This window comes from Streptomyces sp. NPDC101234, from assembly GCF_044767525.1.
GTDB classification, from domain to species: domain Bacteria; phylum Actinomycetota; class Actinomycetes; order Streptomycetales; family Streptomycetaceae; genus Streptomyces; species Streptomyces sasae.
The window spans coordinates 181,880-207,473 of record NZ_JBIWOA010000018.1; the positions used below are offsets into that span (position 1 = coordinate 181,880).

20 protein-coding genes and 1 pseudogene are annotated in these 25,594 nt (G+C 68.9%); 8 read left to right on the forward strand and 13 right to left on the reverse strand.

The window, feature by feature from the left end; all coding sequences use genetic code 11:
* Positions 1 to 23: 23 nt before the first annotated feature.
* The 4 genes from ACIRR9_RS30705 to ACIRR9_RS30720 all read right to left on the reverse strand — a co-directional run bounded on the left by ACIRR9_RS30705 (position 24) and on the right by ACIRR9_RS30720 (position 6,214).
* Positions 24 to 2,975, reverse strand: a complete 2,952-nt coding sequence (locus tag ACIRR9_RS30705; RefSeq protein ID WP_403758363.1) for a Tat pathway signal sequence domain protein — start codon at positions 2,973 to 2,975, stop codon at positions 24 to 26.
* Between the two features lie 10 nt (positions 2,976 to 2,985).
* A complete protein-coding gene (locus ACIRR9_RS30710) occupies positions 2,986 to 3,852 on the reverse strand; it encodes a carbohydrate ABC transporter permease (RefSeq protein ID WP_403758366.1) in 867 nt (288 codons plus the stop codon).
* On the reverse strand, positions 3,849 to 4,802 hold the full coding sequence (locus ACIRR9_RS30715; protein ID WP_403758368.1) for a carbohydrate ABC transporter permease: 954 nt from the start codon (positions 4,800 to 4,802) through the stop codon (positions 3,849 to 3,851). Before ACIRR9_RS30715 ends, ACIRR9_RS30710 begins: the two co-directional genes overlap by 4 nt.
* An 83-nt stretch (positions 4,803 to 4,885) precedes the next feature.
* A complete protein-coding gene (locus ACIRR9_RS30720) occupies positions 4,886 to 6,214 on the reverse strand; it encodes an ABC transporter substrate-binding protein (protein ID WP_403758371.1) in 1,329 nt (442 codons plus the stop codon).
* 372 nt (positions 6,215 to 6,586) lie between these two features.
* On the opposite strand from ACIRR9_RS30720, the gene ACIRR9_RS30725 reads away from it, so the two are divergent.
* Positions 6,587 to 7,600 carry a hydroxyacid dehydrogenase gene (locus ACIRR9_RS30725; RefSeq protein ID WP_403758374.1) on the forward strand — a complete coding sequence of 338 codons (1,014 nt, stop codon included), beginning with the start codon at positions 6,587 to 6,589 and terminating at the stop codon, positions 7,598 to 7,600.
* A gap of 58 nt (positions 7,601 to 7,658) precedes the next feature.
* Positions 7,659 to 9,620 carry a glycoside hydrolase family 127 protein gene (locus tag ACIRR9_RS30730; RefSeq protein ID WP_403758492.1) on the forward strand — a complete coding sequence of 654 codons (1,962 nt, stop codon included), beginning with the start codon at positions 7,659 to 7,661 and terminating at the stop codon, positions 9,618 to 9,620.
* 125 nt (positions 9,621 to 9,745) lie between these two features.
* Here the strand turns inward: ACIRR9_RS30730 and ACIRR9_RS30735 are convergent, their stop codons facing one another.
* Positions 9,746 to 11,914: an alpha-galactosidase gene (locus tag ACIRR9_RS30735; RefSeq protein ID WP_403758377.1), complete on the reverse strand. Its 2,169-nt coding sequence runs from the start codon at positions 11,912 to 11,914 to the stop codon at positions 9,746 to 9,748.
* Between the two features lie 106 nt (positions 11,915 to 12,020).
* Between ACIRR9_RS30735 and ACIRR9_RS30740 the strand changes: the two genes are divergently transcribed.
* The gene (locus ACIRR9_RS30740) at positions 12,021 to 13,136 is read left to right on the forward strand and encodes a LacI family DNA-binding transcriptional regulator (RefSeq protein WP_403758380.1); all 1,116 of its coding nucleotides are present in this window, start codon (positions 12,021 to 12,023) and stop codon (positions 13,134 to 13,136) included.
* Positions 13,137 to 13,191: 55 nt separating this feature from the next.
* Here ACIRR9_RS30740 and ACIRR9_RS30745 read toward each other — a convergent pair whose 3' ends face one another.
* Entirely contained in the window at positions 13,192 to 13,404 is a 213-nt protein-coding gene (locus ACIRR9_RS30745) for a hypothetical protein (protein WP_403758383.1), read from the reverse strand.
* 933 nt (positions 13,405 to 14,337) lie between these two features.
* On the opposite strand from ACIRR9_RS30745, the gene uvrA reads away from it, so the two are divergent.
* Genes uvrA through ACIRR9_RS30760 form a run of 3 tightly spaced genes read left to right on the forward strand, consistent with a single transcriptional unit; the run spans position 14,338 to position 18,677 of the window.
* Positions 14,338 to 17,193 carry an excinuclease ABC subunit UvrA gene (gene uvrA, locus ACIRR9_RS30750; protein ID WP_403758386.1) on the forward strand — a complete coding sequence of 952 codons (2,856 nt, stop codon included), beginning with the start codon at positions 14,338 to 14,340 and terminating at the stop codon, positions 17,191 to 17,193.
* The gene (locus tag ACIRR9_RS30755) at positions 17,190 to 18,185 is read left to right on the forward strand and encodes an RNA polymerase sigma factor (RefSeq protein WP_403758389.1); all 996 of its coding nucleotides are present in this window, start codon (positions 17,190 to 17,192) and stop codon (positions 18,183 to 18,185) included. The genes uvrA and ACIRR9_RS30755 overlap by 4 nt, the downstream gene beginning before the upstream one ends.
* Positions 18,186 to 18,239: 54 nt before the next feature.
* Positions 18,240 to 18,677: an ankyrin repeat domain-containing protein gene (locus ACIRR9_RS30760; protein ID WP_403758392.1), complete on the forward strand. Its 438-nt coding sequence runs from the start codon at positions 18,240 to 18,242 to the stop codon at positions 18,675 to 18,677.
* Between the two features lie 35 nt (positions 18,678 to 18,712).
* Here ACIRR9_RS30760 and ACIRR9_RS30765 read toward each other — a convergent pair whose 3' ends face one another.
* The 4 genes from ACIRR9_RS30765 to ACIRR9_RS30780 all read right to left on the reverse strand — a co-directional run bounded on the left by ACIRR9_RS30765 (position 18,713) and on the right by ACIRR9_RS30780 (position 22,005).
* Positions 18,713 to 19,852: an ABC transporter substrate-binding protein gene (locus tag ACIRR9_RS30765; RefSeq protein WP_403758395.1), complete on the reverse strand. Its 1,140-nt coding sequence runs from the start codon at positions 19,850 to 19,852 to the stop codon at positions 18,713 to 18,715.
* Between the two features lie 156 nt (positions 19,853 to 20,008).
* Positions 20,009 to 20,503, reverse strand: coding sequence for a MarR family winged helix-turn-helix transcriptional regulator (locus ACIRR9_RS30770; RefSeq protein WP_403758397.1), 495 nt, complete (start codon positions 20,501 to 20,503; stop codon positions 20,009 to 20,011).
* Between the two features lie 174 nt (positions 20,504 to 20,677).
* On the reverse strand, positions 20,678 to 21,340 hold the full coding sequence (locus ACIRR9_RS30775) for a TetR family transcriptional regulator (protein ID WP_403758400.1): 663 nt from the start codon (positions 21,338 to 21,340) through the stop codon (positions 20,678 to 20,680).
* Between the two features lie 533 nt (positions 21,341 to 21,873).
* The gene (locus ACIRR9_RS30780) at positions 21,874 to 22,005 is read right to left on the reverse strand and encodes a hypothetical protein (RefSeq protein ID WP_403758403.1); all 132 of its coding nucleotides are present in this window, start codon (positions 22,003 to 22,005) and stop codon (positions 21,874 to 21,876) included.
* Between ACIRR9_RS30780 and ACIRR9_RS30785 the strand changes: the two genes are divergently transcribed.
* Positions 21,992 to 23,533, forward strand: coding sequence for an MFS transporter (locus ACIRR9_RS30785; RefSeq protein WP_403758405.1), 1,542 nt, complete (start codon positions 21,992 to 21,994; stop codon positions 23,531 to 23,533). The two genes, ACIRR9_RS30780 and ACIRR9_RS30785, sit on opposite strands and share 14 nt — an antisense overlap.
* 136 nt (positions 23,534 to 23,669) lie before the next feature.
* On the opposite strand, the gene ACIRR9_RS30790 is transcribed toward ACIRR9_RS30785, so the two are convergent.
* Both ACIRR9_RS30790 and ACIRR9_RS30795 read right to left on the reverse strand, forming a co-directional pair.
* The gene (locus ACIRR9_RS30790; RefSeq protein ID WP_403758408.1) at positions 23,670 to 23,801 is read right to left on the reverse strand and encodes a hypothetical protein; all 132 of its coding nucleotides are present in this window, start codon (positions 23,799 to 23,801) and stop codon (positions 23,670 to 23,672) included.
* Positions 23,802 to 23,816: 15 nt separating this feature from the next.
* Entirely contained in the window at positions 23,817 to 24,356 is a 540-nt protein-coding gene (locus ACIRR9_RS30795) for a HEAT repeat domain-containing protein (protein WP_403758411.1), read from the reverse strand.
* A gap of 153 nt (positions 24,357 to 24,509) precedes the next feature.
* Between ACIRR9_RS30795 and ACIRR9_RS30800 the strand changes: the two are divergent.
* Positions 24,510 to 24,617: pseudogene (locus ACIRR9_RS30800) on the forward strand (IS5/IS1182 family transposase); the annotation flags it as partial.
* A gap of 10 nt (positions 24,618 to 24,627) precedes the next feature.
* Here the strand turns inward: ACIRR9_RS30800 and ACIRR9_RS30805 are convergent.
* On the reverse strand, positions 24,628 to 25,128 hold the full coding sequence (locus ACIRR9_RS30805) for a hypothetical protein (protein WP_403758414.1): 501 nt from the start codon (positions 25,126 to 25,128) through the stop codon (positions 24,628 to 24,630).
* Positions 25,129 to 25,594: the final 466 nt, after the last annotated feature.

Below are 25,594 nucleotides of genomic sequence, written 5' to 3' on the forward strand. Positions count from 1 at the left end.
ACTCGCCGTTGAGTGCGCATACGTCAGCCGTCGTGACGGGATCCTCGGTAGAGTACGAGGGTGCTGTGCGGGCCGATCTTCGGGCGCTGGCCAGCCCCGATCGTCCTGCCGGTGGCCAGGTCGCGGGCCGGGCCGAAGTCCGGGCGGGCGGGGAGGGAGAAGGCCCGGTCGGTGCTGGTGTTCATGGCGATGAGGTAGTCGCCGTACTCGCACAGGTAGAACGGCGCGCGGCCCACCAGCATGGTCTCCACGCCCTCGAAGTGGACGCCGAGGGCGGGGTCGGGGACGTCCGCCGGGACGGGCGCCAGGTGGTACACGTCTCCGGCCAGGGCCTGGTGGAGGGTGTCGCCGGGAGGCGGGAAGCCACCCGGCGGGATACCGCCGGCGCCGGGGTCGTTGATGGCGTAGTCCCACAGGATCCAGTCGCGGACGGTGAACGTGTCGTCGGTGGTGCCGGCGGAGCGCTGGCGGATCGTCGCGGAGCGCTGGTCGGTCGGGGTGAGGTGGTGGATACGGGCGTAGTCGTTCACGCCCTGGCGGGCCCGCCAGTAGAGGGAGGCGAAGAGGAGTTCGCGGCCGTTCTTGACGGCGAGGCAGCCGTTGTCCTCGTCGGTGAAGACGAAGTCGGGGCGGTCCCAGTCCGTGGGGATCCGGGCGGGGCGGCTGGGCAGTGCCTGGAAAGCATCCCAGTCCCGGGAGACCAGCCGGAGCGCGGCCAGCCCGACGCGGGTCCAGGTGTGGTTGATGAGCAGGTCCAGCTGCCGGTAGAACTGGCCGTCGTTCATCATCTCCTGGGTCCAGCCGATGATGTCGGGGTCCTTGAAGACGACGGCCGACATGACCGGGTGGGAGTCCCAGACGGTACGGGACGCGTACGCGATCTCGCCGGGGTAGACCTCGTTGCGCCAGCCGATGACGGTCTCGATACGGGCCACCCGGGCGCCGGTCTCGTCGACGTCGATGACCCGGAACCGGCCACGCGCCTTGATGATGTCGACCATCTGCTTGCGCAGTTCGGGCGCGTCCTGGCCCTGGTACCCGCGGGTGACGGACTCGTACATCATGACGAGCCAGTCGATGACCTCGCCGTAGCTGCCCACGTAGCCGAGTTCGCGGGTCAGGCCCGCCTTCGTCACCTGGTAGTAGCCATCGCCTAGCGGCTTGGTCGGGTTGCCGTCCGCGTCCTCCGGGCCGAGGTAGGGGGCCATGCCGAGGGACTGGTACAAGTAGCCGCGGGCCTTGTCCTCGGACAGGGCGAGGTCCGGAGCGAGCAGGCCGAGGCCGCGGTTGGCCTGGTAGATACCGATGGCGCAGATCTGTGTCTGGTTGCTGTAGTGCGGGAAGTGCCGGCGCCAGTAGTCCCGGCTGGACCGGAGCATGTCGGTGTAGGCGGCACGCCGGACCGGCTGCTCTACCGTGGCGGTGCCGGCCGGGGCGGTGACCACCAGGTCGTCGAACCAGGCCGTGCCGGGACCGGAAAGCCGTAGATGGAACTCGACCTGGGTCGCCCCGGCCGGGGTCGCCAGGTCGATCGACACCTGCTCCCAGTCGTGGGTGCCGGTGGTGGCGAACGCGCGGTGGTCGCTGCCGACGAGGTTGCCGCTCGCGTCGAAGAAGAGCGGGTCGATGTGCGCGCCGGTCCCGGTCACGCCGTCGGTCCTGATCCAGGCGCTGTAGGTGTAGGTGCCCGTGCCTATGCGGGTCTTGGGCGAGGAGTAGACGGTGATGAAACCGTTGGACGCCGTCGCCGACACCTTGAGCGAGGCGGATCCGGTGCGGGCGACGGTGGTGTCCCGTGCCCAGTCGGCGTCGGCGGTCCTGCCCCAGCCCGGCACCTCCCAGCCCTCGGGGGTGTCGCCGCCCTCCTCGAAGCCGGGGTTGGCGATCTCGTACGGCGAACCGGTCACCTTCTGGTCCAGACGGTCGCCCAGGTGCTCCCAGAGCAGGGCGAGGACCAGGCCGACCCGGCCGAAGCCCTGCCACTGCTGGTCGGAGCCGGTCAGCACGGTCGCGTCGTTCTTCCAGGCCATGTAGCGGCCGTCGAGCGCCCGCAGGACGCGGTCAAGTGCCACGGGGTTCTGGTACGCGGGGCTGCCGGACCAGAGGTAGCCCTCGGCGAGGGACTGGAAGGCCCAGGCGTCCATGCCGGCCGGGTTGGCGCCGCTGAGGTAGTACTTCTGGTCCTTGTCGACGCGCTTGCGGACGGCCTCCAGGGCCTCGGGGCCCTCGACCTCGCGCACCTTGGGGTCCGGAGCCGGGCCCTGCGCCTCGCCCTTGGGCGGGACGAAGCAGGGCTCGGTGTGCGTGTAGAGGCGGTAGATGCCCCGCGAGGGCGTCGTCATCTTGTAGTAGAGCTGGTCGGCGTTCTGGCCGTAGGACCAGATGCGGCCCATCGACCGGATCTCCAGCGTCACCTTCTTCTTGCCCCGGGTGAGCCGTTCGGGCAGCGGCAGGGTGTGGAAGAAGAAGCGGCCCGGGGTGCGGGGTGCCGTGTCCAGGATGTCGAGGCTGTCGACGGCGCCTTCGTCCTGGTGGCCGACCTGAAGGCCGTCGCAGAACAGCTGCAGCCGCCACATGTTCGTGCCGGACGCCGACTGCTGGGAGGTCGAGTCGTAGTCGTCGCCCCACAGCCGGACGGTGACGTAGGTGGTGTCGGTCGGGCTGACGGCGACGTCGAACTTCAGCGTGCCGCCCCAGTAGGTCGCCGGTTGTGAGGGGTTGAGGACGCGGGCCGGCTGGCCGAGGCCGCCGGTGACGGTGTCGGAGAGGGCGGCGGTGAGGCCGTGCGCGGACTCGGAGGAGGTGCTGCCGAAGACAACGATGTCCAGGGGCGCGCAGACCGCCCTCGCGAGAGCGGGTTCGGCGGCGGCCGCGGCTGTGGCCGGCTGGGTGCTCAGCAGGCCGAGGCCGGCCGCTGCGGCGCCGGTGGTCCCGGCGTACTTGAGGACGTCACGTCTTCTGGGTGCGTTGGGCACAACTGGTCCTTTACTTGAGGCTGCCCATGAGGATTCCGCTGCGCCAGTACTTCTGGAGCGCGAACATGAACACCGCGAGCGGAATGATCGACAGCAGGGATCCGGTGAGGACGAGGGTGTTCATGTCGCGGGCGGTCTGCGCCTGCTGGAGCCATGAGTAGAGGCCCAGGGTGACGGGGAAGGTGCGCTCGCCGTTGAGCATGAACAGGGGGAGGAAGAAGTTGTTCCAGATGTCGATGAAGACGAGCATGAAGATGGTGATGCCGCCGGTCCGCATCAGCCTCAGCGCGACCGACCAGAAGATCCGCAGCTCGGAGGCGCCGTCGATACGGGCCGCCTCCATCAGCTCGGTGGGTACGGAGCTGTCCGCGTAGACCTTGCCGAGGTAGACCCCGAAGGGGTTGATGAAGTACGGGATCAGGATCGACCAGATGGTGTTGGTGAGCCCGATCTTGGCGAAGACGAGGTAGAGCGGGAAGGCCAGCAGGGTGCTGGGCAGCAGGGAGGCGCCGACGATGACCGCGAACAGGGCGCCGCGCCCCGGGAAGTCGAACTTCGACAGTCCGTAGCCGGCGGCGAGCGAGATGAGGGTGGAGCCTGCCGCGCCGAGTGTGGAGTACAGGATCGAGTTGCCGATCCAGCGGGTGAACACACCGTCGTGATAGGTCCAGATCTGCTGGAGGTTGTCGCCGAGGTGGTTGGAGGAGAACCACAGACCGAAGGTCGAGTACAGGTCGGTCTGGTTCTTCGTCGCCGAGACGATCAGGAACCAGGTCGGCGCGAGCGAGTACAGCAGGAAGAGGATCAGGAGGCCGGTGGTGAGGGCCACGGCACGGCGGGTGGGGCGTGCTCCGCCCCCGGTGGCGACGCTGCTCATGACATCTTCCTGTTCGTCACGCGGTGGAACACGAAGGCGAGGATGCCGGTGACGACGGCCAGCACCAACGATTCGGCGGCCGCGTACTGGTAGTTGCCGACCTTGAACGCCTGGTCGAAGATCTCCATCATCGGCGTGAAGTCGGTGTTGATCGACTCCGGTGCGATCTGCCGCAGCATCAGCGGTTCGGTGAACAGCTGGAGCCGGCCGATGAGGGAGAACATGCCGGTCAGGACGAGAATCCCGGTGATGTTCGGGACCTTGATGGACCAGGCGATCCGCCACTCCTTCGCCCCGTCCAGCCGGGCCGCCTCGTACAGTTCGCGCGGCAGCGCCTGGAGGGAGGCGGAGATGAGGATCATGTTGAAGCCGATGCCCTGCCAGGTCAGCAGATTGCCCAGCGAGAGGTACGTGTTGAGGCCGCCGAAGAAGTCGATGTCGGTGCCGGCCCTGTGTGCCATGTCGAGCAGCGGGCTGCCGGTGGGGCTGTAGAGGAACAGCCACATGACGGTCGAGACGACCGCGGGGACGACGTACGGGATCAGCAGCGCCGCCCGGAAGAACCGCACCGCCCGCGCCGCGACCCCGTCGAGCAGCAGCGCCAGGAACAGCGAGATCCCGAGCATCACCGTGATCTGGACCAGGCCGAACAGCAGGGTGCGCAGCATGCTCGCCCAGAAGGCGTCGTTGCCGAACACGGAGGCGAAGTTGTCGAATCCGCTGTAGACGGTGCGCGTCGGCCCGAAGCCGAGTCCGGTGCCCTTCTTCTCGTACAGGCTCTGGCCGAACGCGTAGCCGATCGGCAGCACGTAGGTGACCAGGAATCCCACAAGGAAGGGCAGCGTGAACAGCACTCCCTTGTAGGTCCCCCGTCTCCCGGTCCGGCGGGGGGAGGGCCGCCGGACCGGGGAGTCGGTGGCGACCTTGGGCGGTCGCGTCTGGGTGGACACGGATATCTCCAGGTGGGATGCGCCGACGGGCATGGGCGCCGGGTCGGTTGGCGGTGCGAGGAGGAAGCGGGTTGCCTGGGGGATCAGCTGCCGGCGACGGCCTTGATGCCCTTGCCCTTGAGGTCGTCCAGGGTCCACTGCTGCAGATGCGTGAGCATCGCCTTGACGGTGAGCTGCTTCTTCATGACCTGGCCCCACTGCTTCTGCATCTCGGAGTACATGGCGGCGTAGTCGGGGCCGTACTGCCACTGCTCGCCGACGCGGGACGCGGCGGTGGTGATGACATGCGCGCTGTCGGACTGCCCGTTGAACATCTCGGTGGGGATGATCTTGTCGACGTACGGCGAGACGTCCTTGACGGCCGGGAACAGGCCGGACTTGGAGGCCGGGTCGGTGAGGGTGGTCAATGACTCCTTGCTGCTGGACAGCCAGGCGGCGAACTGCGCGGCGCGGTCGGGGTACTTGCAGCCCTTGAGGACGGCGGTGGTGTCGAAGTTGCTGGACGTCTGCGGCTTCGCGGTGTCGAAGAGCGGGGCGTCCGCGAGCTGCCACTTGCCCTTGGACTTGGGGAAGTTGGTGTCGTAGATCGGCAGCTGCCAGGTGGAGGTGGTCATCGCGATGGTCTTGCCGAGGTCCCAGGTCTTGAAGACGCCAGGGTCGGCGTAGGAGGCGTTGGAGGCAAGGTTGTTGTCGACCAGCTGCTGGACCACGTCGCCGGCCTTGAGGGCGTCGGGGGAGGTGAAGTCGATGACCCAGTGGTCGCCGTCGGCCTTGTACCACTGGGCGCCCGCGGACCAGGACAGGTCGACGAGCGTGCTCGGGTCTTCGCCCGCCATGTTGTAGATCTTGACGTTCCTGTCCCGCTGCTGGACCTTCTTGCCGGCCGTGATCAGGTCGTCCCAGGTCTTCGGTGCCTGGATGCCGTACTTCTGGAAGAGGTCCGCGCGGTAGGCGGTGAAGAGGGGCGAGGAGCCCATGGGGATGCCGAAGGTGGTGCCGCCGGGGCTGACCGCGTTCCACGCCGCCGTCGTGTACGTGTTCCTGTACGGGGCGGCGACCTTGGTGATGTCGGTCAGCAGGCCGTCGGCGGCGAAGCTCGCCAGGTTCATCCCGTCCATCTTGGACAGACACGGTGCCGTGCCCGCGTTCACGGCTGCGCGGAGCTTCTGGTAGACGGTCTCGCCCGCCGCGTTGACGAACTTGATCTGCGTCTCGGGGTGCTCCTTGTTCCACACCTCGGTCTGGGCCTCGATGCCGTCGGTCCAGCTCCAGAACTCCAGAGTGACCTTGCCCTTGGTCTTCGGCGAGGCCTCAGAGCCGCTGTTGTCGGAGCAGGCGGCCAGGAGCAGGGACAGGGACGCGGCGGCGGCCACCGGGGCGAGGGCTCTGCTGCGGATGCGGAACTTGGACATCGGTCCTCCACGAGGGGAACGAGACGGCGCCTGCAACGTGGGGAAGGCGGCGCGGTCGGGCGGCGCAAAGGGGAGTGAAACCGGCACTGCTCATCAGTGGCAGTAATCGTTTGTCGTGGACCGTACGGCCGACATGGCCGGATCCACAAGGGGGAGGGGCCGGATTGTTTCGCCAAACTTTCAAGAACGTTACCTGGGGACTCGCCTGACCTGCATGGTTCGGCAAGCCCGGTGCCGGTCGAGAGGTCCGGTGGCATCGACGACTCCACGGCGAAGCATTGACCGACACCGGGACGGCTTCTAGCGTGGAATACGTTTACTAACCTTGCGGCGTCTCGCTCGCCATCCCTGAGCCCGAGCAGGAGCACCACCATGTCGGCATCCCTGTCGCCTTACGCGCTTTTCGTCATGAACCCCGTCCACCTGCGTGAACTGTTCCCGCCGCGGCTGATGGACCGGCTCCGCCAACTCGTGCGGATCGATCCCGGGCTCGTCGTCCAGGACTTCTCCGATCCGGCGGCAGCGGCAGCCCTGAGCCGGGCCGAGGTACTCATCACGGGCTGGGGTTGTCCCCACATAGGCGCACCGGTCCTGGACGGGGCACCACGGCTGCGGACGGTGCTGCATGCGGCCGGCAGCGTCCGGCACATGGTCGGGGAGCCGTTCTGGGAGCGAGGTATCACTCTGTCCAGCGCGGTGCAGGCCAACGCGCTGCCCGTGGCGGAGTACACGCTCGCCGCGATCCTGCTCTCCGGCAAGGACGCCTTCGGGCTGCGCGAGCGCTTCCGGGCCGAGCAGATGTATCCCGCGCCGACGGAGTACGCGGCGGTGGGCAACGTCGGACGCCGTGTCGGCCTGATCGGCGCCTCCCGAGTGGGGCGCCGGGTCCTTGAGCTGCTACGGCCGTTCGACCTGTCGGTGAGCCTCTACGACCCCTACGTCGACGCGGCGGAGGCGGCACGGCTCGGAGCCGTCCCCCTGCCGCTGGACGAGCTGCTGCGCACCAGCGACATCGTCAGCGTGCACGCGCCGGACATCCCGCAGACGCAGGGAATGCTCAGCCGTGAGCGACTCGCGCTCATCCCCGACGGCGGCGTACTGATCAACACCTCGCGGGGAGCCCTGATCGATCACACCGCGCTCACCGAGGAGCTGGTCAGCAGACGGCTCAGCGCGGTCCTGGATGTCACCGACCCGGAACCGCTGCCCGCCGGCTCCCCGCTCTACAGCCTTCCCAACGTCTTCCTCACCCCGCACATCGCCGGCTCCCTGGGCAACGAACTGGCCCGCCTCGGCGACACCGTCGTACAGGAACTGGAACGCATCACCACCGGCCTGCCCCTCGCGCACCCGGTGCACCGGGCCCAGCTCGCCATCAGCGCCTGACCGCTCGCGTTCCTCCTTCCACCTTCCCCTCCCGATCTCCTTCTCCTCGGAGGCTCCCCTGAACACCGTGCTTTCCGGACCGGTCAGTCCCACCCCCGGTGCCGTGTCCCCGCTGCGTCCCGCCGCCATGGCCCGTGTCGAGGGCGGCTTCTGGGCCGAACGCCGGCGGGTCAACGCCGAGGTGTCCCTCGCGGAGGGCCCGAAGCGGCTGGAGGCGGCCGGGAACCTCGCCAACTTCCGCGCTGCCGCGCTCCTGCGCACCGAGGGCGGACCCGTCCCCGGAGCCGTCCCCACGGGCTTCGCGGGTGACTTCCAGTTCCAGGACTCCGACGTCTACAAGTGGCTGGAGGCCGCCTGCTGGCAGGTGGCCGGCAGCCCCGACGACGAACTCGCCGCCGAGGTCGAGACCGTCGTCGGGCTGATCGCCGCCGCCCAGCGGGAGGACGGCTATCTGCAGACGTACTACCAGCTCGGCGGCGGCGAGCCGTGGACCGAGCTGGGCTGGGGCCACGAGCTCTACTGCGCGGGGCATCTGATGCAGGCCGCCGTCGCCCACCACCGGGCCACCGGCTCCGACCGGCTGCTGGAGGTGGCGCGCCGGCTCGCCGACCACATCCACTCCGTCTTCGGCCCGGGCAAGCAGGTCGACACGGTCTGCGGCCATCCCGAGGTGGAGACCGCGCTCATCGAGCTCTACCGGACCACCTCCGAAAGGCACTTCCTCGATCTCGCCCGCTATTTCATCGACCGCCGCGGCCACGGAAGTCTGTCCTCCGGCGCCGACCGTGGCCACGACCGCGATCCGGGGCCGGAGTTCTGGCAGGACCACACCCCGGTCCGCGAGGCGACCGAGGTCGTCGGTCACGCCGTACGCCAGCTCTACCTGCTGGCCGGGGCCGTTGACTTCGCGGCGGAGACCGGTGACCCCGAACTGCGCGCGGCGGTGGAGCGGCTGTGGCTGGACATGGCGAGCACCAAGACCTACCTCACCGGGGCCGTCGGCTCGCGGCACGACTGGGAGGCCTTCGGCGACGCCCATGAGCTGCCCGCCGACCGCGCCTACGCGGAGACCTGCGCCGCCATCGCCGCGATCCACTTCTCCTGGCGCATGGCCCTGCTCACCGGTGAGGCCCGCTACTCCGACCTGGTCGAACGCACCCTGTTCAACGGCTTCCTCGCCGGAGCCGGCCTGGACGGGAGGACCTGGCTCTACGTCAATCCGCTGCACCACCGAGCCCGTCCCCACGAACGCCCCGGCGACCAGACAGCCCACCGCACGCCGTGGTTCCGCTGCGCCTGCTGCCCGCCCAACGTGATGCGCCTGCTCGCGAGCCTGCCGCACTACATCGCCACGACAGGCGAGGACGGTCTGTACCTCCATCAGTACGCCACCGGCGTCTACGGCGGCGACGGCCTCACCGTGCGGGTGGCGACCGACTACCCGTGGGACGGCACGGTGACGGTGGCCGTCGAGGAAGCCACCACCGGGCCGAAGACCCTCGCGCTCCGCGTGCCGGCGTGGTGCACGCGGTACACGCTCGCTCTGAACGGCGCCGTGCTGGACGGGCAGGCGGAGTCCGGCTGGTTGCGGGTCACCCACGCCTTCGTCCGCGGTGACACCGTCCGGCTCGATCTCGCGATGCCGCCCCGGCTCACCGTCGCGGCCTCGCGTGTCGATGCGGTCCGGGGCTGCGCCGCGATCGAACGGGGGCCGCTGGTGTACTGCCTCGAACAGACCGACCAGACCGGTGGTCTTGACCCCGACGACGTCGTGCTGGATCCGGGGGCGCCGCTGGCGGTGAACCGGCAGACGGGGTTGCTCGGTGGCGTCAGCACGGTGAGCGCGGTGGGGCATCTCCTGGCCGCAGACGAACGCGCGGGCTGGCCGTACCGGCCGCTCGGGGCGGAGGAACCGCGGTCCGGGGAGGACGTCCGGCTGACGGCGGTGCCGTACTACGCGTGGGCCAACCGCGGTGCGGGCGGTATGCGGGTCTGGCTGCCGCTGGCCGGTCGCGGCTAGGCGCTTCGCTGTTGGTGCCGCGGGGGGACGTCGTTCGTCCGCGGCACCGTGGTGGCTGGTCGCGCAGTTCCTCCCCCAGCCTTCGGCTGGGGGTACCCCCAGCGCCCCTGCGGGGCGCGGGTGGGTCAGAAGGCCAGCAGGAGCGCCGAGCGTTCGGCCGGGAGGGTCACCCGCAGGGTGCGTTCCCGGTCGTTCCAGGTGTACGAGGGCTGCGGTCCCGCCGTGAACAGGGCGCGCGGAGAGGTGTGTTCGGCGATCCACGGCAGCGGGACGGTCAGGGTGTCCGCGGCGCCGTCGCGGCGCCACACCGCCAGCAGGGTCGCACCGCCCTCGGTGGTCAGGGCGAGGGCGATCCAGCCGTCGCGCCACCCGGGCAGACCGAGCGGCCAGCGAGGCAGGGCGGTCGGCAGCAGATGGCGGTAGGACTTGTACGTTTCCACCGCCCGATGCACCACGGCCGCCTGCTCGGGCGCCAGCAGGTCGGGGCGTCCGCTGAGGTGGACGCGGCCCAGCAGCGCCGAGACCAGCACCATCCCGAGTTCCGCCGGGCTCTGTTCGGGAAGCGGGTAGGCCCAGATCGCGCCCTGTTCCGGAGGCACGGCAGTAGGTGCGGCTGCGGCGATCGCGGGCAGGAGACGGAAGTCCTGCTGGTCGGTGACGGAGTGGATCGGCAGGCGGGACAGGATCGCGTGGTCGGTGCGGCTGCCGCCGGCCGCGCAGCTCTCCAGGACCAGGCCGGGGTGCCGGTCGAGGACCCCGTCCAGCCAGTCGAGGTAGGCACGGTTGTGGCCGAGCAGGCCGTCGCCCGGGCTGTCGCCGCCGTCCGTACCGGCGCCGATGTCGATGTTGTGGTCCAGCTTCAGATAGCCCACCCCGTAGTCGCCGACCAGCCGGTCCACCACCGCGTCGAGTTGGTCCCGGGCGGCCGGGTGACGCAGGTCGAGCTGGTGGCGCCCCCACTCCACCAGCCGTGTGCCGTCGCGGCGGAAGAACGCCTCGTCGGGCAGCGTGGCCGCGACCGGGCTGCGTACCCCCACCGCCTCCGGCTCCAGCCACAGCCCCGGGACCATCCCGGCCGCGCGGATCCGGTCCATGACCTCGCCCAGCCCGCCGGGGAACCGGGAGGCGGACTCCTCCCACGCCCCGACCGCGTCCCACCAGCCGGGCACGCCCCCGGGGCCGACCGTGCCGGACGGCTCGTCGTCGTACCAGCCGGCGTCGATGCAGAACACCTCGGCGCCGGCCGCCGCGGCCGCGTCGACCAGGGGCAGCAGAGCCTTCGTACTGGGCTCGCCCATCAGGCAGTTCATGAAGTCGTTGAAGACGACCGGCAGGCCCCGGTGGTCGGGATGCGGTCGGCGGGTCCGGCGGCGGTGTCGGGTCAAGGCCGCGAGTGCCGCCTCGAAGCCGCCTTCGGGGATCAGGGCGACCGCGGCCGGCACGGTGCGGAACGACATCCCGGGCGCGAGCCGGCGCCGCCACTGGTGCTCCCGGTCGGTCGGGCCGGACAGCGCGAGGTAGACGTCGTCGAAGCGGTCGCCGAGTTCGGCGTGCCAGGAACCGTTGTGCTCGATCTGCCACATCAGGGCGCGGCCGGTCGAGGGCTCCTCCAGACAGCCCATCGGGAGGTGCTCGGAGGAGGACCAGGAACCGGTGCTGGTCAGGCAGACGCGGTTCTTCGATCCCGTCTGGCCGAAGGCCACCATCCCGACGTCGTACAGGCCGTGCTCCATGAGGGTGGCCCGGGACCAGCGGAACTCCCCGCTCCATGGGTTGGCCGCGGTCCACAGGGCCAGCTTTTCCTCCCAACGGGCGCCCTCGGGAAGGCCACGAGCGAGGTTGGAGAGCACGAAGGACGAGACGTACTCCAGGACCACCACCTGCTCGCCCGTGTTCTCGACGCACGCCTCGGTACGCAGGACGGGGACACCCTCGTGCAAGGAGCAGACGACGGTGACGCGGAGACCGGTCGCGTCGTCGGCCATGCGCACGCTCAGCGTGCGTGTTCCATCGGCGTCGGCCGACTCCTCGTGGCCGGTGTACCGCAGTGCGAGGGAGGCGGCGCCGTCCACGTGGCGCTTGCCCGAGGTGCCGAGCCGCCCGCTGCCGCTCGTGTGGATCTCGACCAGCGGCAGGGCCGCTCGCATGAGACCGCCCGCGCCTGCCGGTTCGTGGGCCGGGTCGGGCAGCGCGGCGGCTTCGCCCACCGCCAGCAGCCGCACCGGTCCTGCCGTGTCGTGGGCGAGGAGCAGGGACAACTCGTCGGTGCCCCAGCGGAGGAAGGTGACGGACACGATGGAGGCCCCCCGGCACACAGATTGGTAAACGATTACTGTCGCCGTCACACTAGTAATCGCCTCGGAGGGGTCGCAAGAGTGCCGGATGCAGTAACGTCGCGGTGTGACGGTGAATGGAAATGACCCCGGCGCGGGTCCCGAGCCCGGAACCGCCCGGCGTCGACGGAAGAGGACCGCAGATGGTGACCGCCCCAGCACCATCCGCGATGTCGCCGATCGGGCCGGTGTCTCGGTAGCAACCGTTTCCAGGACGCTCGCGGGTAACTACCCCGTCTCCAACGCCACCCGGGAACGGGTCATGGCCGCGGTGGACGAGCTCCACTACGTGGTGAACGTCCATGCCAAAGCCCTCTCCGGACAGGTCGCAGGCCCCATCGCCCTGGTCCTGAGGGACATCACCGGGCCATCGCTGGCCCATGTCGCCGCCGGGGTCGAACAAGAGGCAGCCCTACGGGGCCGGCTGAGCCTGGTCTGTGCCACCCACGGGGACCCGGACCGTGAGGACGCCCTGGTCCAGCTGATGCGTGAGCAGCACGCGGCCGCGGTCGTCCTGGTGGGCGGCACGGTGCAGGACGAGGCCTACTTCCAGCGCATGGGTGAGTACGCACGCGCCCTGGACGCCGCCGGATCCCGGTTGGTACTGGTGGGCCGCCCGCCCTTGCCCGGGAACCTGCCCGTGACCGTCGTGGACTACGACAACCGCGGAGGCGCCTTCCAGGCCGCCGACCACGTCTTCGTCCAAGGCCACCGGCGCGCCCTCTTCCTCGGCGCCGACCCCCGGCTGAGCACCGGCATGCAACGCCGGGAAGGCTACCTGCACGCCCTGCGCGCACACGGCCTGCCGTACGCCGAGGAACTCGACATACCCGGTGAGTACACCCGTGTCTCCGGCTACCAGCGCACGCGAGACGCGCTCAAGGCGGGGGTGGACTTCACCGCCGTCATCGCGGGCACCGACATGGTCGCCCTCGGAGTGCTCGCCGCGCTCCGCGACGCGGGGCTGGACGTTCCCGGCGACGTCTCGGTGGTCGGCTTCGACGACGTGCCCTTCGCCGCGGACCTCGTCCCGTCACTCACCTCGATCCGGGTCCCGTACGAGGACCTGGGCCGTACGGCGGTGCGGCTGGCCCTGGAGAACACGGAACGCATCACCGGCGACGACCACGTGGTCCTGAGCACCCAGTTGGTGATCCGTCAGTCGGTGCGCAGGCTGGGCTGACCGGACGCCGGACCGGGGCCGGTGGTGGGCCGCCGACCCGCGCGCCGGCCCCGGATCACCAGGCCGGCACCTGCCCCTCCTCCGTGTCGTCGGAGCGGATGAAGGTGCCTGTCGGCCCGCCGTCGGGGAGGGCGGCCATCCGTACCGGCATGCGGGAGCCCTGCTCAAGGATGAGGATCCTGGTGTCGTCGTTGGCGTCTGTCGGCACCCGGTTCGGTGAGACGGCGTTGACCAGGATGCCCTCGGGGCGCGGCTTCCTCGCGTACATGAGGGTCAGCGAGGTCAGCGACTTTCGAAGTGCTGTAGCCGAGCAGTACGGGGAACCGCCCTGGCGAGAACGCGCCCGTGGGGTCGTGGTCCTCGGCCGATCGCCTGGGGGGCTCGGTCCGCACCGTGTTCCCACCGCACCGACGGCACGGGACTCACCGCGGACGAGGTACCGCCGGAACTGCGCGCGGAACTCGCCCGGGTCGCCGCGGACATCGCCGGCCTCTGCCGGTCGTCCAGACCTGGTCGGAATCGGGGACCAGCCTCGGATGTATGACGCCGGATGACATGTATGGCCCTGGGAAATGGCCGTCACACAATGGCAGTCCGTGATCTCGGGAGCGCTTATGAAAAGCCAGCTTTCCTCCGTTTTCTCGGCGAATGAAGGACCGGCGGGAAAGCCGTCCGGCCGGCCTCTGCGGGCCTGGCTCGGAGTGGTGTCGGCTCAGCACGCGCGGTACGCCGACCGGCTCGGCTGGAGCCAGCCCAACCACGGTGCCCGCCGCGATCTCGCCCGGCTGGGCCGCGGCGACGGGTTCGTCATCTTCTCTCGCCCACCGGGCGCCTGGGGGAGAAGGCGAAACTGCGCGCATTCACTGCGCTGGGAGTCATCGCGGACGAGGAGCCCTACCTCGTCGGCGAGGTCATGAATCTGGATCCCAGGGGCACATTTCGGCCCTGGCGGCGGGTGGTCGGATTCGCGCCGGTGCACGCCGTCGAACTGCGCGCCATCGCCCCGGTGGCACGCTGAGAACGCTGTGCGACGCCACGGAGCAGCGCTGATCGCCCAAGCACTCCGAGCATTCCGGGCAGCGGCCGCGGGCGATTCTTTGCTCACATCACGGGAATGCCTGTCAAGCGCGATGTTCATCACACGGGAAGAGGGCATCCGGGCGGCCTTATCCAGCGGTTTCACGGTGGTAGCCTCGAATGAGTGAGCAATCGACTCGTCGTCAAAGGCGCCCGTCAGCACAATCTCCGTGACGTGTCCGTGGAATTTCCGAGGGACTCGCTCGTCGTCTTTACGGGTGTTTCCGGTTCCGGTAAGTCGAGCCTGGCGTTCGACACCATATTCGCAGAGGGGCAGCGACGCTATGTGGAATCGCTGTCCGCGTACGCGCGGCAATTCCTCGGGCAGTTGGACAAGCCCGATGTCGACGCCGTCGAGGGACTCTCCCCGGCGATCGCCATCGACCAGAAGACGACCGGACACAACCCGCGATCCACGGTCGGCACCCTCACCGAGGTGTACGACCACCTGCGTCTGCTCTACGCCCGGATCGGCCGCCCGCACTGCCCCGAGTGCGGCGAGCCGGTCAGTCGCCAGACCCCGCAGCGCATCGTCGACCAGTTGCTGAGCACCGCGGAGGGCACCCGCTTCCAGTTGCTCGCCCCCGTCGTCCGTGACCGTAAAGGCGAACACGCCGAGATATTCCGGCAGTTGAGCTCGGACGGGTTCAGCCGCGTCCGTGTCGACGGCACCGTGTTCGCGCTCACCACGCCACCCGCCCTGGACCCGCGCAGGCGCCACTCCATCGACGTCGTCGTGGACCGGCTGGCCGTCAGGCCGGGGATACGACAGCGGCTGACCGAGTCGGTCGAGACCGCCCTCGGCCTGGCCGGGGGAGTAGCCCGAGTCGAGTTCATGGACCGTGAACCCGACTGTGCCGGGCGGGAGTTGACGTTCTCGGAGGAAATGGCCTGCCCGCGCTCCCACGACCTCGGCCTGCCGTCGCTCGAACCCCGGCTGTTCTCCTTCAACGCGCCCTGGGGTGCCTGCCCCGACTGCACCGGACTGGGCTCCCGCACCCAGGTCGACCCGTCGCTGGTCGTCCCGGACGACAGCAAGTCCCTGGCCGACGGCGCCATCGCGCCCTGGACGGACACCAGCGGCGCCGACTACTTCACCCGCCTGCTGGAAGCCCTGGCCGCCGAAGCCGGGTTCAGCACTTCCACTCCCTGGCGCGAACTGCCGCCCGAGGCCAGGAAGATGGTTCTGTACGGCACCGAGCGGCGGCTCCAGCTGTCGTACCGCAACCGCTTCGGCCGCGAGCGGTCGCACCTGAGCCGCTTCGAGGGCGTCGTCCCGCACATCGAGCGCCGTCATGCCGAGGCCGTCGCATCCGACACCGCCCGGAGCCGGTTCACCGGATACCTGCGGGAGGTGCCGTGCACGGTCTGCGGGGGCGCCCGGCTGACTCCCGCAGTCCTGGCCGTGACCGTGGGCGGGCGGAGCATCGCCGAGACGGCCGCTCTGCCGCTCGACCGGCTCGCCGCAGCCATGGGCGCGCTGGAACTGACGGAGAGCGAGGGGCGGATCGCGCAGGCCGTGCTCGCCGAGATCGGCGAGCGGCTGCGGTTCCTGCTGCACGTCGGTCTCGACTACCTCTCCCTGGACCGCCCGGCGGCCTCCCTCTCCGGCGGCGAGGCCCAGCGGATCCGGCTGGCCACCCAGATCGGCGCCGGCCTGACCGGAGTGCTGTACGTCCTCGACGAGCCGTCCGTCGGGCTGCACCAGCGCGACAACCAGCGGCTGATCGACACGCTGAAGCGACTGCGCGACCGTGGCAACACCGTGATCGTCGTCGAGTACGACGAGGAGACCCTGCGGGTCGCCGACTGGGTCGTCGACATCGGGCCGGGCGCCGGGACGGAAGGGGGCCGCATCGTGCACTCCGGGACCGTCGCCGAGCTGGCGGCGCATCCCGAGTCCGTCACCGGGGCCTACCTGTCCGGACGGCGTGCCGTCCCCGTGCCCGCCCGGCGCAGGCCCCCGCAGCCGGACCGCCTGCTCACCGTGCACGAAGCCGCCGAGCACAACCTGCGCGGCACGACCGTGTCCTTCCCGCTCGGCCTGTTCACCGCCGTCACCGGCGTCTCCGGCTCCGGCAAGTCCACCCTCGTCAACGACATCCTCCACACCGCCCTGGCCCGCCACCTGCATCGCGCGCACCGGGCCCCCGGCCGTCACCGCGCCCTCACCGGCGTCGAGCACCTCGACAAGGTCGTCCAGGTCGACCAGGCACCCATCGGCCGCAGCCCCCGCTCAAGCCCCGCCACCTACACCGGTGTCTTCGACCACCTGCGCAAGCTGTTCGCGCAGACCCCGGAGGCCAAGGTGCGCGGCTACCAGCCCGGCCGCTTCTCCTTCAACGTCAAAGGCGGCCGCTGCGAGCACTGCCACGGCGACGGCACCATCAAGGTGGAGATGAACTTCCTGCCCGACGTGTACGTGCCGTGCGAGGTCTGTCAGGGCGCCCAGTACAACCGCGAGACACTCGACGTGCGGTACCGGGGCCGGTCCATCGCCGACGTCCTCGCCATGACCGTGGCGGAGGGCCTGGACTTCTTCGAGGGCCACCAGATCATCGACCGTCATCTGCGCACCCTGCATGATGTGGGACTCGGCTATGTGAAGCTCGGCCAGCCGGCCACCACCCTGTCCGGCGGCGAGGCCCAACGGGTCAAGATCGCAGCCGAGTTGCAGCGCCGTACCCGGGGGCGCACCCTCTACGTACTGGACGAACCCACCACCGGTCTGCACACCGCCGACGTGGAGCGGTTGCTGACGGCGTTGCAGCGGCTGGTCGACGGCGGGAACACGGTCGTGGTCATCGAGCACAACCTCGACGTGGTCAAGACGGCCGACTGGCTGATCGACATGGGCCCCGAGGGCGGCCACGGCGGCGGACAGGTGATCGCCGAGGGCACTCCTGAACAGATCGCGGCCCATCCCGAGTCGCACACCGGCAGGTTCCTCGGCCCGTTGCTGAAGGGGGCGGTCGCGTGAGTGCCGTACTGGAGAGCGCGCAGGAACTCGCGCCGTCCGACGAAGAAGCCGACGGCCCCGAGCCGCTGCTGCCGGCGGCTGGCGGCAGCACCGACCCCGTCAAGGACTACCTGCGTCTCATCGCCCGCGTCCGGCTGCTCACCGCCGAACAGGAGGTGGACATCGCCCGGCGCATCGAGGCCGGCCTCTACGCCGAACAGCTGCTGGAGGAGGGAGACCTCCGGTACCGCGAGGAAGAACTGGCGGCCCTCGCCGCGGACGGCCGACGGGCCAAGGAGCACCTGACCGAGGCCAACCTCCGCCTGGTCGTCTCCGTGGCCAAGCGCTTCACCGGTCGCGGCCTGGACCTTCTCGACCTCGTCCAGGAGGGCAATGCCGGACTCATCCGCGCGGTGGAGAAGTTCGACTACGCCAAGGGCTTCAAGTTCTCCACCTACGCGACCTGGTGGATCAAACAGGCGGTCACCCGTGCCCTGGCCGACCAGAGCCGCACCATCCGTATCCCGGTGCACACCGTGGAGGTCATCAACCGGGTGGCCCGCGCCCGCCGGGAGCTGACACGGGAGACAGGTACGGTGCCGACACCGGGGCAACTCGCCGAGCGCGCCGAGATCACGGTGGAACGGCTCCACGAACTGGATGCCTACACCAAGGAACCCGTCTCCCTGCACGCAAGCCTCAGCGAGGACGGAGACGGCGAGTTCGGCGACCTCATCGAGGACACCGACACGCCCGCCCCCTGGGAGGCCGTCACCCACCACCTCCTCCAGGACACCATCCGCGGCCTGCTCACCGGCATGACCGCCCGCGAGGCAGGCATCATCGCCCTGCGCTACGGACTCACGGACGGCCGCCCCCGGACCCTGGAGGAGATCGGACACGTCTACGGCGTCACCCGGGAACGCATCCGCCAGATCGAGGCCAAGACCATGAGCAAGCTCCGCCACCCGTCCCGCTCACAGGTATTGCGGGACTACCTCGACGGCTCCTGAGTCCGCCAGGGCCTGTGGCAAAAGTGGATCTCAAGATCGCTAGCCTCGCCGGCTATGAAGCAGCGTCAGCAGAAGAAGCTCTCCCTCCGTCTCTTCGAGGCAGTCCTGACAGGCGATGCCAGGAGCACCGAAGCCCTGTTGCGCAGTGGAGCAAGTCCAGAGAGGAGGAACAGCGACGGCACCACTCCGCTGTACCTGGCATCGGTGCAGGGCGAGGCAGAGATAGCTCGCGTGCTCATGGAAGCCGGAGCATCCCCCGACAGGGAAAGCAGCGGTCCCGGCTCGGAGGGCACACCTCTGTGCGCGGCCGCGTGCTGGGGACACACCGAAACAGTCCGGCAATTGCTGGCGCACGGCGCCGATCCCGACCTCCGCGAAGACCAGGGCACAGGGCTGTCGCCATTGGACTGGGCGGACAACGGCCCCCACCCCGACACCGCCGAAATCCTTCGGGCAGCAGGCGCGCAACCGACGCTTCACCAGGCTCGGTAGCCGGCGCGACCTGCATACTCACTCTCGCAACAGCCCTAGCCCTGGGTGCCGTTCTGGGAGACCGGGTACAGGCCCAGGACGCCCTTCGGGTCGGAGGGGTTCACGCCCTGGACGTCACCGACGTACAGGTTGATGCGGGCCTTGTAGCGGTCCAGGGCGGTGCGGTCGCTCATGAACGCGCCGAGCCCGAGCGGGTTCATGTTCTTGTAGTCGAAGATGCCCTTGCGGCCGGCCGGCGGGGCGACGTCGGTGCGGCTGCTCCAGGTGCCGATGTCGTTGGTCTGGGCGTCCTTGGAGAGGATCCAGCTGAGATAGAGCTTGGCGGCGGCCTGGTGCGGGGCGTTCTTGAGGATGGCGCCGGTCTGCGGCCAGGCGACCCAGGGGGACTGCTTCGGGAGGGTCACCTGCGACAGGCCGCTCGCGCTGCCGCCGCTGCCGAAGTTGGCGACGTAGTCGCCGGTGCCGACCAGGTCGGAGGAGTCCTGGGTGCCGCGGACGAACTTCGGGTTCTGCGCGAGCAGTTTCTTCAGGTAGCCGAAGCCGTACTTGGCGGTGAGCTGCTTGAAGTAGTAGAGGACCGCGTCGTCGTCGTTCGGGTAGGTGAAGACAAGCTTGTTCTTGAATTCCGGCCTGAGGAAGTCCTTGGCCTCTACCGGGGCCTTGGAACCGAGCTTGGTGGCGGTGACGTCGGCGAAGGCGAAGTAGAACAGGCCGGTGTAGTAGCCGTCCTTGTCCTTGACGCGGCTGTCGACCTTGTTCCAGCCGACCGGCTTGTACCTCTCCAGGACGCCTTCCTTCTTCCAGCGCGGGAAGTCGTCGACAGTCTGGAGGTGGACCACGTCGGCGACGACGTGGTGCTCGTCGATCTGGTTGTCGACGCGGGCGTCGTGGTTCTTGCTGAAGTCGACGACGATGTCGACCTTCATCTTGGGGAACTTCCTGACGAACGCTTCCTTGAGGTAGTCCGCCTGGCCGGGCTTGTCGCCGCCCGCGTACACGACCAGACGGCCTCCTTCGGCGGCGGCCTCTTTGTAGAGCTTCTGGAGCTGGGCTTCCTCGCCAGTGGCTCGGGCCGTGTGTGGGGCGGCCGGGACAGCGACGGCGTAGGTCGCGCCGGTCGCCGCCACCACGCCGAGCGCTATGGCTACGGTCCGAGCCTTGCGGGTGGTCTTCACGGGGGCTCCTTCGAGGTGGGGGAGGAGGGCAGCAGTCGTTGAGACTTCAAGAACCTGTGGGCCAGCTTAGCGATGTATTGCAAATCTGCAAGATCTGTCCGTGAGTGGGCCTCTTCACGCACCGTCCGTCATGGTCGGGTTGAGGCGTCAGGCGGTTCAGCGGCGCCAGGGAAGATCGAGCGGCAGAGCCGGGCGCTCGGGGCCCGTCAGGCCGGACAGGATGATCTCGCAAGCCGCGCCGAAGGTGCGGGCCTGCGCCGGGGTGAGACGGTCGAAGACGGCGGAGCGCACGAGGGTGACGTGACCGGGCGCCGCGCCCTCAAGTGTCGCCATGCCCTCGTCGGTGAGGACCGCCAGCTGGGCGCGCTTGTCCCCGGGACTGTCCTCACGGCGCACCCACCCCGCCTCCTCCATCCGTGCCACGGTGTACGACAGCCGAGTGCGGGCGATCTTGAGGTTCTCGGCGAGATCGGTCATCCGGAGCCGGTGCTCGGGCGCCTCGGAAAGGAACACCAGCACCGAGTAGTGCAGATGACTGAGACCCGAGTCATGGCGGAGCTGCTGGTCGAGGGCGTCCTCCATGACCAGCATGAGGTCGCTGAAGGCGCGCCAGGAACGCAGCTCGTCAGCGGACAGCCAGGGGGTCTCCATGGTCCGGACCCTAACAGCACCCCGATGCCGTTTCGGGCATGTCATGCAGCGTCGACGAACAGGCCGTAGTCCGGGAGGCCGAGGTCGTTGACCGCGAGTGTGCGGCAGCCGAGGAACTTCCCGGCCCGCACATGCGCGGAGGCGAGGGCGATCGCTCCGAACGCGATCGCGAGTTCAGGGACGGAGGTAGGGAAGTCCAGAGGCCACCGCCGCGAGGGTGCGCTTGAGGGACGGAAGCAGGACGGGGCAGTCCGCGGCGAGTTCGGGGGTCTCGGCATAGAGCTGGGTGAGAGTGGGGGGCGGATTGGCCGCGGGGTAGTACGTGCCGGCCAGCATCGGCGCCTGCGCCGCCAGTTCCCGGGCTTCGCCGACGGTCAGGGTCGGCAGCGCGTCGGCGATCGCCTCGGCGAGTTCGCGGTTTATGTCGTTGACCGCTTGCTTGAAGTCGCGAGCGGCCGACACGGAGACATTGTGTTCGAGGGTCGCCCCGAGTTGGCTGAGCAGGTCGCAGAAGAGCGGTCGTGCGGCGAGCGGTTCGGCCAGCGCGTCGATCGGGTTCTCGTCGTCGTGCAGTCGAGCGAGGACGTCCTCTGCCCAGTGGTGCCAGGCGTCCACGGCGAGCACGAGGAAGATCTCCTCGCGGGTGCCGAAGTAGCGCACCACGTTCGATTTGGCCAGGCCGACCGCTGTGGCCACGTTGCCCAGGCTGACGTTGCGCACTCCTGATGCGGTGGCCAGCTCCCGAGCAGCCGTCAGGATCGCCTCGCGGCGCTGTTCCTTGTGTTCCGGCCGTCTGGCCCGTACGAACGTCGGCTCCGGTGGGTCTGGTTCCATCATGCGGCCCATGTTAACGGAACGCCGTCCTCTTGTTAAGTGGACGTCGTGCTGTTAAGTTCCGCCTTAAGGAGCCGCCGTTTCGTTAACTCTGCGTGGCCGCAACGAACGGCCGTGAGCGGAGGGGCGGGTGGCGGATGTGCGACTGTGCGCCGAGGGGTGGGAGGTGGTACTTGCGCGGGCCGCGAGCAGGCGCAGGCGTGGGCATGGTTCTGTCCGGACAAGCCCTCGTCGACCCGGGCGGGGGATGCACCATGCCTACGGGTCTGGATTTCTGCTGTGCTCCCCTCCTTGTGGAGATCCCGCCGGCCGGTGTCGTTCCGGCGCGACGAACCCGACCACTCCATGCTCCTGGGTCTCGTCGGGGTGTGTGCGATATTCCCACGCTCTCGGCTGGCTCATGCAGAGAAAATCCGACTTGCATTTTCCGGAAACTCGTGAGCAATCGATTTCATTTCCCGTGCCCACAAATCAACTCCTCATGTCAAGCGTGACTTTGCCATCTTGATGTGGTCCGAGTCGGGTCTCCGGTGGTGCTAGATTCTCTCCGGCGCAGGCATCTTGGCGCTTTCCTGTGGTGCTGCAAATTCCGCGATGACGCGTTCTTCTCGCAGCATCCATTCCATCAGCAACTCTTTTATGGAGCCATCTTCCATGTCCACCGACATGCCCACGGACAGCGTGGCACCGGCCGATACGCCGGTCGATACGCTGAATACGCCGCCCGGCCAGGGCCGGCATCTCGGACTGGCGCTGTTCGTCATCGCCGCCGCCCAGCTGATGGTCGTCCTCGACGCCACCATCACCAACATCGCACTGCCCGCCATCCAGACCGATCTTGACGTCACTGACGCCAACCTCGCCTGGATCGTCAACTCCTATGCCCTGGCTTTCGGCGGACTGCTGCTGCTCGGCGGGCGAGCCGGTGACCTGTTCGGGCGGCGGCGGATGTTCCAGGCCGGCATCGCGGTCTTCACCCTGGCTTCCCTGCTGGGTGGGTTGTCCCCGGCCGAGGGACTGCTGATCGCCGCCCGGATCCTGCAGGGCGTCGGAGCCGCGCTCGCCGCGCCCAGTGCCCTGGCGCTGATCACCACCACGTTCCCGCAGGGCAAGTCACGCAACACCGCGATGGGCGTATACGCCGCGATGGGCGGCGTCGGCGCCACCGTCGGTCTCCTGCTGGGCGGCACGCTCACCGACCTCCTCGACTGGCGCTGGGTGTTCTTCGTGAACATCCCCATCGGTCTCGCGGTCCTCGCCGGCACCAAGACCCTCGTCGAGGCGGAACGCCACCCCGGCCGTCTCGACGTGCCCGGCGCCATCACCGGCACCGGCGGCCTGATCGCCCTGGTCTACGGCATCACCCGTGGTGGCGAGCACGGCTGGACCGACGCGCTGACCCTGGCGTCCTTCACGGGAGCGGCCGCGCTGCTCGCTGCCTTCCTTGTACTGCAGGCCCGCAGCGCGGACCCGATGATGCCGTTGCGCCTGCTGAAGGACCGCAACCGTTCCGGCAGTTACGCCACGATGCTCTTCATCGGCGCCGGCATGTTCGCCACCTTCTACTTCCTCACGCTGTACATGCAGCTGATCCTCGGCTACAGCCCGGTCAAGACCGGCTTCGCCTACCTGCCCTTCAGTTTCGGCATGGCAGCAGCGGCAGGCATAAGCTCCAAGCTCGTCACCCATGTCGCACCCCGGTTGATCGCCGGTCCGGGGCTGTTGGTGGCAGCCGTCGGCATGTTCTGGTTCGCCACCCTGGAACCCGACTCCTCCTACACCGCGCACCTGATGCCCGCGATGTTCGTGACCTCCCTCGGCCTGGGTGCGAGCTTCGTGCCGATGACACTCGGCGCCGTGAGCGGCGTCGCCCATCAGGACACAGGTATCGCGTCGGCCCTGCTCAACACCGCCCAGCAGATCGGCGGCGCTCTCGGCCTGGCCGTGTTGTCGACGATCGCCACCTCGGCCGCGAACGACAAGGTCTCCGATGCGGCCACCACTCTCTACCGAGGCCTCGCCGCCAGGGACTTCGACCTGGTGGCCCGCGCAGCCGAGGCCCTGACCCACGGCTACACCATGGCCTTCACTGCCGCGGCGGCCATGTTCCTCGCGGGCCTGGTCATCACCGTGCTGGCCATCAACGCCCAGCGTCAGCATGCCGAGGACGGTGCCCCCGCGATCCATATGGGCTGACCCTTCAGACGGCACGCGGTGCGCAACTTGCTCCTCCTTCAGTTCCGCTGGGACTTGGATGCCTGTGCACCGCGTGCTCCTTCCAGAAGCCCACCCGCCCACCCATCGCCAATCGAGACCAGGAAAGCTGTGCACGTCATGGCGGGAAAGCTGCCCGAGCTCCGTGCGTGCGGCCGGGCATCGTCGGTGAGATCCACAGCAGCGGCAGCGGCAGCGGCAGCGGCAGCGGCAGCGGCAGCCCGGCCGGGTCGGTTACCACCTTGGTCAAAGGCTGTCCTGCTCATCAGGTCGTGGGCGGAAGGGTCCGTTCGTAGATGGTTCCGCCGGGCGTGAACCAACCCGCCTTCTTCCGTACCGCGGGGCTCGGGTCGTCGGCGTGGGACGCCTTCAAGGCGGCAAGGGCGCGTGGATCGGAGTGGGCGAACTTGCCGACGAGTTCGGCCGCCATTGCCCGGACGTGCGGGTCGGGATCTGACGCCAGGTGGTGCAGCGAGGGTTCGAGGACCTGGTCCGGGCCCGGTGCGCAGGTGTCGCCCTTGCACCGGTCACAGGCCAGAGCGTGGAATGCGGCGATCCTGACGCGGGCGTCCGGATCGTCGGCCATGGCGACGAGTTCGCCCATTGACTCGGTGTCGACCAGGTGATCGAGAAGGCGGCAGCAGCCCTCACGGACGGCCGGATTCTCGTCACGCAGACCAGCGCGAACGGCGCTCAGTGCGGTCTCTCCGCGCCGCAGCAGTTCGCGGTATGCCGCAACGGTGCGCTGAGGATCTCCCAGGCACGTGACGAGGGCTGTGTTGTCAGTGCTGACGAATCCGAGCATGACCTCAGTCTCAAGGCGCGAGGCGAACCCCGGCAAAGGGATTTCTACGCTCACGAGGCACCAGGCGACTCTTGCCTCCGAAGGGGCCCAGTGTGTGATCTTGCGGTGGAATGACCTCCATGTGGCTGGTGTGGTCACGGCGTTGGGGCTGTCCTGGATAGTTCCTGGATAGTTCCGTTTGCCGGGCTGAGTCCCCGTCGGCTCGGCAAGCCGATCACGGCGTTGCGGCGCGAGGGCGCCGATCCGGTGCGCAAGGGGCGAATCAGGCCGGCTACAGACCTTCTCGCAGCCGTGCCCAGGTATGAGTGTCCAGGCTGTCATGGGGACCAATGCGCGACAGTTCGGCGCCGTCGCGTCCCAGGGCCACGATGACGGGACGGGCTTCGCGACTGGTGTAGGGGGACGTCCAAACAGCGATGAGCTGGCACCGCTCGGAATTCTCGATCCGGCGGGCACCGATGAGAACGTGACCCACGTTCCACCCGAGGCGTACCTTGGCGCAACTGATCCATGGGGCTGCGGTGATGGGGTGTGCAGGGTCAATTCCGCGGGTGAGGCTGAGGACGCCCCCGCCAGTGCGAACGTCGAGCACATCGATGTCGACAGGATCGTCTCCGGGGCCGCTGCCGCCCCCTGCGTACCGCCACCGTTCTTCGTATCGCTCCAGGAGCGCAATGTGTTCACGCGCGCGCGGTGACTTCGGACGCCACACGATCCAGATCGCCCCGACACCGGCGGCGGCGTCGACATCGACCGACATCACGGTCAACACGCGCCGCGGGATCCACCACGGCTGTGCCACAACTCCCGCCAACGCCCGGCCCAGCACGCGCCGCAGAAAAGTCTCCGACCGGGGTCCCGTCCACCCGGCCCTTCCCCATGCCTGCATGCGCCTGCGATACCCGGCGCGCGTGGGCGCCAAGCCCCAAGCCGGTGAGGCGAAGCCGCCTGCCCCTCCGACCCAAAGCTCACCACTGAAACTCAGAGCGGCCGCGTCACAGAAGTTGGGCCAGAACCACCACTCGTGGATAAAGCCAATTGGTGTGTAACCCGGGTTGTGACCAGGTCAGTTACGCGAAAGATCCTCGGCTTTACCGAGCCCGCCAGCCGGAGCGGCGAAGGTATCGCCGAGGTTCGCCATGAGGTGTTGAGCCGGTCCAGGTCGGGAACGATGGGCAGTTCGCCGAGCTCCCAGTGGGCGATCTCGTGCCGTCGGCCGCGGTTCTGGCGGAGTGCAT

What these genes read in the sequence shown, in the direction of transcription:
- ACIRR9_RS30710 (WP_403758366.1), bottom strand. Translation starts at nt 3,852, where the DNA reads ATGAGCAGCGTCGCCACCGGGGGCGGAGCACGCCCCACCCGCCGTGCC.
- ACIRR9_RS30720 (WP_403758371.1), bottom strand. Translation starts at nt 6,214, where the DNA reads ATGTCCAAGTTCCGCATCCGCAGCAGAGCCCTCGCCCCGGTGGCCGCC.
- ACIRR9_RS30725 (WP_403758374.1), top strand. Translation starts at nt 6,587, where the DNA reads ATGTCGGCATCCCTGTCGCCTTACGCGCTTTTCGTCATGAACCCCGTC.
- ACIRR9_RS30745 (WP_403758383.1), bottom strand. Translation starts at nt 13,404, where the DNA reads ATGTACGCGAGGAAGCCGCGCCCCGAGGGCATCCTGGTCAACGCCGTC.
- ACIRR9_RS30760 (WP_403758392.1), top strand. Translation starts at nt 18,240, where the DNA reads ATGAAGCAGCGTCAGCAGAAGAAGCTCTCCCTCCGTCTCTTCGAGGCA.
- ACIRR9_RS30770 (WP_403758397.1), bottom strand. Translation starts at nt 20,503, where the DNA reads ATGGAGACCCCCTGGCTGTCCGCTGACGAGCTGCGTTCCTGGCGCGCC.
- ACIRR9_RS30775 (WP_403758400.1), bottom strand. Translation starts at nt 21,340, where the DNA reads ATGATGGAACCAGACCCACCGGAGCCGACGTTCGTACGGGCCAGACGG.
- ACIRR9_RS30785 (WP_403758405.1), top strand. Translation starts at nt 21,992, where the DNA reads ATGTCCACCGACATGCCCACGGACAGCGTGGCACCGGCCGATACGCCG.
- ACIRR9_RS30780 (WP_403758403.1), bottom strand. Translation starts at nt 22,005, where the DNA reads ATGTCGGTGGACATGGAAGATGGCTCCATAAAAGAGTTGCTGATGGAA.
- ACIRR9_RS30795 (WP_403758411.1), bottom strand. Translation starts at nt 24,356, where the DNA reads ATGCTCGGATTCGTCAGCACTGACAACACAGCCCTCGTCACGTGCCTG.